This is a genomic window from Streptococcus intestinihominis, assembly GCF_046824975.1.
GTDB lineage: Bacteria > Bacillota > Bacilli > Lactobacillales > Streptococcaceae > Streptococcus.
On the sequence record NZ_JBKQBL010000004.1, the window covers coordinates 134,455 to 140,593 of the forward strand.

Consider the following 6,139-nt stretch of genomic DNA (forward strand, 5'->3'; position numbering starts at 1 on the left):
GCCTAAGTCATCCGTTTGTAAGATGAGGCTAGAATAGATTTTTCCAATGATCATGGTGCCGAGGAGCGTGAAGGCCAAGGCGATTCCGAATGAACCCCATGATTCAAGTCCACTTGCATAGCCATTGATCGTACGGAATGGCATGAAGAAGGTTGAAATGAATGGAATGTAAGATCCAATCTTCAAAAGAGGGACATCACCAGCGCTACCCAAGGTAGTCACTCCAAAGAATCCAACCATCACCAACATCATCAGAGGAGAGAGGGCCTTCCCTGTATCTTCTGGACGAGCAACTGTTGAGCCTAGGAAAGCTGAGAGAACCACGTACATGAAGATTCCGAGAATGATAAAGAAGAAGGTATTCAAGGAAATGGATTGTCCTATATGTTGAGTAATAGGAGAGTCTGGTGATAAAATATCTTTCACAAGCGGAATGGAATCTCTAAAGATCCAAACACCTCCCAAACCTACTGCATAGATACCAATATGGGTAAAAATCACTCCGAATAGACCAATCATACGAGCATAGAAATAGTGAGTTGCGCGAATGCTTGAGAAGACCACTTCCATGATCTTAGTTCCTTTTTCACTGGCTACCTCTTGAGCAGTGATACTTGAATAAAAGATCAGAATCATGTAGAGAAGAAAACCGATTCCTCCAGCTACCATGGTCTGCACCATTTTCAATCCTTCTTTCTTCTCATCAATTTTTTCAGTCAATGAGACCTGTTGAGAAAGGGCTGTTAACTGCTCTTGGCTTAAGTCTGCCTTAGAAACATTGAGCATTTGTTGGACCTGACTCAATTTTGCCATGACGATTGATTTGAAATCTGGCTTCATGGCATCCTCACTCTGGTAGCGAGCCTCTAGCTGGCCATTCTTTTCTTCAACTGTGAGGATACCTTTGATTTCTTCCTCTTTCATGGCCTTTTTAGCTGCTGCTTCATCCTTATAGTCAAAGGTCAAGCCATCGGTGTCTTTCAATCCTTCCTTGACAGGAGCTTGATCTGTAATCAAGGCGATGTTGCTTTTAGCAGAGGTAGAAGAGCCAACGAAATAGTTTATTCCAATCGTCAATCCAATGAAGAGAAAGGGAGAAAGAACCATCAGGAAAAAGCTCCATGATTTCACTTGGCGTAAATAAGTTTCTTTGATAACAATCAGCATCTGTTTCATACTTCTACTCCTGATTCTAATTTAAAGATTTCATCAATGGTTGGGGCTTGTTGGTCAAAGGTTGCTAGATAGCGACCCTTGGTCAACTGGTCAAAGAGGTCTGGACCTGCTGTCTCATCATCCAATACCAACTTCCATAGACCTTGCTTGGTCATAGTTACTTTCGTCACATGAGGCATTGCTTCCAACTCCTCTTGACTGAAGTCATTGGATACGAAGAGACGAGTCTTGCCAAAGCTATTACGAACTTCTTGTACGGGACCTGAGAGAATCACTGATCCATCACGGATCATGACCAACTCATCACAGAGTTCTTCCACATTGGTCATGACGTGGTCTGAGAAGATAATAGTTGCACCTCGTTCTTTTTCTTCAAAGATGACCTGCTTGAGGACTTCTGTATTGACAGGATCCAGTCCACTAAAAGGCTCATCTAGGATGATCAATTTTGGCTCATGGATCATGGTAATAATCAATTGCACCTTTTGCTGATTCCCTTTTGAGAGGCTCTTGATCTTATCGGTTAATTTTCCTTTTACTTGGAGTTTTTCCATCCAGATTGGAAGTTTCTCCTTGACCTCAGCTGTTGACATTCCTTTGAGATTGGCAAGGTAACGGACTTGCTCATAGATGGTCAACTTAGGCATGAGGCTCCGCTCTTCTGGCAGGTAACCAATTTCCTTATAGGTTTCTTGGCTGATTGCTTTTCCATCCAATTGGATATCGCCACTGTAGTCAAGGAAGCGGAGGATACTATGGAAGATGGTGGTCTTCCCTGCTCCGTTCTTCCCGATCAAACCTAAGATGGATCCTTTTTTCGCAGTCAAGTCAATGCCGAACAAGACTTGTTTTTTGCCAAAGCTCTTTTCTAAATTTCTGATTTCTAACATAGAAAACTCCTCTACTCTTTATAGTAACGTTTGGTAATCTTGTACTGAGAGACCAAGATATAGACATAAATCAGTGATACAACTACTAATGCTAACAAGATATCTGCCTGAAATGTAATGCCAACTAAGAATATCGCCATTAAGGAAATCGGTAAGACATAATTGCTTAACTTAAAGACAATGTCGAAGTTCTCCTCATAGCAAATTTGTTTCTCTGCCTCATCCATCATGCTCATCATTAATTCACGGACTTCTGCCCCACTAGCATTGCGTGGGATTGCTTTTCCATAAATCTGTTTGAAGGTTTTTCGAAACTGATGTTCCAGTCCAAAAGTAAGAAGGAGCAAAGCAAGGAAAATAAGCGGGATGGTGTATTTCCCAAAAACACCTGTTAGTTTTTCTTCATAGACTAGTTTTTGGCAAGAAAAGAAAATCACTAATAGATAGGGAACAATCATGATGCCTTTGAAAATCGCGGCCAAGTCATAAAGCCTTCTCGTTTGACTTTCATAATGGTAGGCTTCGTCCTCATCTTCTGTCTCCTCCATCATTTGATAAGACTGGCGGGACGACAAGAGATAAGTAGACGCAATTCCGAAGCTCACCAGATATAAAATGATTGACCCTATATAGAGCATATCTCGATCAAATAGCTTTTGGATTTCAATAGGATGATCTGAACCAAAATAACCTGTCAAAAAGCCAATGATTATTCCAAAAAGGATCAAGGCCATGTTTCTCCAGAAACGAAAACGGGCTGACCTTTCTTTATACTTCTTTTTCACTTTTATTCTTCTCCCTCTACTAGACTAAAAACATTCTCCACCGGTTCCTTGAAAATTTGGGCGATGGTGATAGCAATGATAACCGAAGGGGTGTATTCCCCTCGCTCCAAGAGACTGATGGACTGGCGCGAGACCCCTGCTAGCTTAGCTAGCTCGGATTGGTTGAGCCCATCACGCGCCCTCAGCTCTTTCAGTCGATTTTTTAAGATCATGGCTTTCGCCCCCTTATAGTTGAATACCTTGAATATCTTCGATGCGAACTAATTTTGTCTCTCTTTGTTGTTTATTATTCACACGAGTCAGTTTGACCCAATCTTCGTCGATATCCAAAATTTCATACTCGAATCCAACACCACTCACTGTAACCGTGGCCGTTTGGCCTTTCAATTCTTCTAAAATTCTAGACATGTCTTGATTTCCTTTCACTTGTTTTTCTAATCGTCTAATACGTTTGTTTAACCTTTTAATCTTCTTTTCTGAGCTCGCATAAACCATAATCAGAAAAGGGATAAAAAGAATCCATATGGCTCCCATAAGAAACCTCCCCTTCTTTCAACTAAAATCATTGTAACACTTCTTTTTCTTTTTGACAAGTATATTTGTCAAGAAAATAAAAATATTTGTCAAAAATAGAAAGATGGTTGACATAGATATTTTGAGTACTTAAAGGAATTTCTCTATTTTAATAGGGTTTCAAGGCCAATAACTTACAAATCCTGTAAGAAAAAAACAGCTGAGAAATTCTCAACTGTTTCATCTTTTTACAATTTAACGCACTTCTGCGTCTACTTTTTCTTCAAGTGATGCTTGGATTTTTTCCATGTAGCGTGCGACTTCTTCGTCGGTCAAGCTATCTTCTGGATTTTGGAAGGTCAAGCTATAAGCCATGGACTTCATTCCGATACCCAGTTTTTCACCTGAGAAGACGTCAAAGAGTTTGATATCTGTCAAACGTTTCACGCCTGCAGCTTGGATGGCATCGACTACATCTTGGTGAGTCACTTCTTCTTTGAGGAGAAGGGCGATATCACGGCTGACTGCTGGGAACTTCGTAATTTCCACAAATGGAGCAGCTGGTTGAAGGGCTGCTTCGATAGCTGAAAGGTTAAGCTCAGCTACATAAGTCTCAGGAATGTCGTAAGCCTTTGCCGTCACAGGGTGTACTTGCCCGAGGAAACCAAGAACTTGGTCACCGAGAGAGATCAAGGCTGTACGTCCTGGATGGAGGCTAGCGATTTCAGAGGTTGCTGTATAAGTCACTTCAAGACCCAAGCGAGCAAATAGGGCTTCCAAGATTCCCTTAGCATAGAAGAAATCAACTGGTGTTGCTGCAGTTTGGAAGTCTTTTTCAGCGACTAAACCTGTCAAGGCAAAGGCAAAGCTATTGATCTCATTTGGCAATTCTTCTTTTGGATTACCCGTTTGCTCGAAGACTTTTCCAATCTCGTAGAGAGCCAAGTCTTTGTTCTTACGTGCAACGTTGTAGGCAACTGTATCAAGGATACCAGAAACCATATTTTGATGGAGGACAGAACGGTCCACTGTCATTGGCCACATGAGCTCTGTTAAGTTGCTTGGGGCAGTCGTAAATTCAACGGCTTTTTCAGGAGTTGTAAGAGCATAAGTGATGATTTCTGTCAATCCTGCTCCTTCAGCAATAGTCCGAACTTGACGACGGAGTTTTTGTGTCGCAGTCAATTCACCTGCTGTCCCATCGTCTTTTGGAAGACTAGTTGGCAAGCGGTCATAGCCATAGATACGAGCGATTTCTTCAAAGAGGTCAGCTTCAATCTTGATGTCCCAACGGCGACGAGGAACGCTGACAGTGAAGGCTTCTGCATTTCCAGAAAGACCAAATCCAAGACGACGAAAGACATCTTCTACATCCGCATAAGAAAGTTCTGTACCAAGGACACGGTTGACGTCTGCAAGAGTGGAAGAAACTTCTACATCAGAAGTATCCAATTCACCTGCTGAAACAATACCTTTACGAACAGTTGCTCCTGCAAGTTCAGCAATCATGCTCGCTGCCGCATCAAGGGCTTCATTGACTGTTGCCACATTGATGCCTTTTTCAAAGCGAGAAGATGATTCAGAACGAAGGTTGAGACGACCACTAGTCTTACGGATAGATTTGCCATTGAAGACAGCAGCTTCAAGGACGACACGACTAGACTTTTCAGAGATTTCTGTAGCCTGACCACCCATGACACCTGCAAGGGCTACTGGCTTGTCAGCAACAGTGATGACGAGATCACTTGTTTCCAACTCACGCTCTTCACCATCCAAGGTTACTAATTTTTCACCTGCACGCGCTTCACGGACACGGATGTCGTTTCCTTCAAAGGTATCCAAATCAAAGGCATGCATCGGTTGACCAAAGTAAAGAAGGATGTAGTTGGTCACGTCAACCACATTATTGATCGGACGGATACCTTCATTCATGAGAAGATTTTGCAACCATTGTGGACTTGGTGCGATGGTCACATTATCCAAGATACGAGCAGCATAGTAAGGTGCCTTATCTGTGTCGATGCTGACAGAAAGAGCATCTGCTGCGGTTTGGTCCGTTTCAGTCAAAGCAAAGTCTTTGAACTTGACTGCCTTGTCATAAATCGCTGCTACTTCGTGCGCTACCCCACGCATAGAAAGAGCGTCTGCACGGTTAGGCGTGATGGAAAGTTCGATGATTTCATCATCCAAGTCTAGGTAAGAGAAGACTTCGTCTCCAGGAACAGCATCTTGAGGCAAGATTTGGATCCCATCTGCAAATTCCTTCGGTACAACGGAGTCAGAAATCCCTAATTCACCAAGTGAGCAGATCATTCCGAGAGATTCCAAACCACGGATTTTCCCTTTTTTGATCTTGTAGTTATCCGCAATGCGAGCACCTGGAAGAGCTACCATGACCTTGATGCCTGCACGCACATTTGGTGCTCCACAGACGATTTGACGGGCTTCTTCTTCACCCACATTGACTTGGCAGACATGCAAGTGTGTTTCTGGCACATCTTCACAAGACAGGACTTCTCCGACGACAATTTTTGAGAGACCAGCAGCAGGTGATTCCACACCTTCTACTTCGATCCCTGTGGTTGACATTTTTTCAGCCAACTCTTGTGATGGCACATCAATGTCCACCAATTCTTTTAACCATTTATAACTAACTAACATATGTAAGATACCAAGGGCCAAGCAGAAATCTAGTTATCTTTCCTAGATCTCCATCCACCCTCGTTTTGATCCTTTCATTTTGTGTTTTCCAGCTCGAGGCTAGCTTAGGAAGGT

General features: G+C 42.6%; 6 protein-coding genes. All 6 read right to left on the reverse strand.

Annotated features, from left to right (window positions below):
- Nucleotides 1-1,176: ABC transporter permease (locus tag ACLOR3_RS07510; RefSeq protein WP_412037110.1), on the reverse strand; the 1,176-nt coding region annotated here is incomplete at its 3' end.
- Nucleotides 1,173-2,066, reverse strand: coding sequence for an ABC transporter ATP-binding protein (locus ACLOR3_RS07515; protein WP_411399899.1), 894 nt, complete (start codon nucleotides 2,064-2,066; stop codon nucleotides 1,173-1,175). The genes ACLOR3_RS07510 and ACLOR3_RS07515, both read right to left, overlap by 4 nt.
- A gap of 11 nt (nucleotides 2,067-2,077) precedes the next feature.
- A complete protein-coding gene (locus ACLOR3_RS07520; protein WP_195213740.1) occupies nucleotides 2,078-2,800 on the reverse strand; it encodes a DUF3169 family protein in 723 nt (240 codons plus the stop codon).
- A 53-nt stretch (nucleotides 2,801-2,853) separates the two neighbouring features.
- Nucleotides 2,854-3,063, reverse strand: a complete 210-nt coding sequence (locus tag ACLOR3_RS07525) for a helix-turn-helix transcriptional regulator (protein WP_003002675.1) — start codon at nucleotides 3,061-3,063, stop codon at nucleotides 2,854-2,856.
- A gap of 13 nt (nucleotides 3,064-3,076) precedes the next feature.
- Nucleotides 3,077-3,385: a hypothetical protein gene (locus tag ACLOR3_RS07530; RefSeq protein ID WP_061455075.1), complete on the reverse strand. Its 309-nt coding sequence runs from the start codon at nucleotides 3,383-3,385 to the stop codon at nucleotides 3,077-3,079.
- Nucleotides 3,386-3,619: 234 nt separating this feature from the next.
- Nucleotides 3,620-6,025 carry a phenylalanine--tRNA ligase subunit beta gene (gene pheT, locus ACLOR3_RS07535; protein WP_411399900.1) on the reverse strand — a complete coding sequence of 802 codons (2,406 nt, stop codon included), beginning with the start codon at nucleotides 6,023-6,025 and terminating at the stop codon, nucleotides 3,620-3,622.
- Nucleotides 6,026-6,139 lie beyond the last annotated feature (114 nt).

Coding starts and splice junctions, on each gene's coding strand:
- ACLOR3_RS07520 (WP_195213740.1), bottom strand. CDS start 2,800: ATGGCCTTGATCCTTTTTGGAATAATCATTGGCTTTTTGACAGGTTAT.
- ACLOR3_RS07530 (WP_061455075.1), bottom strand. CDS start 3,385: ATGGGAGCCATATGGATTCTTTTTATCCCTTTTCTGATTATGGTTTAT.
- ACLOR3_RS07515 (WP_411399899.1), bottom strand. CDS start 2,066: ATGTTAGAAATCAGAAATTTAGAAAAGAGCTTTGGCAAAAAACAAGTC.
- ACLOR3_RS07525 (WP_003002675.1), bottom strand. CDS start 3,063: ATGATCTTAAAAAATCGACTGAAAGAGCTGAGGGCGCGTGATGGGCTC.
- pheT (WP_411399900.1), bottom strand. CDS start 6,025: ATGTTAGTTAGTTATAAATGGTTAAAAGAATTGGTGGACATTGATGTG.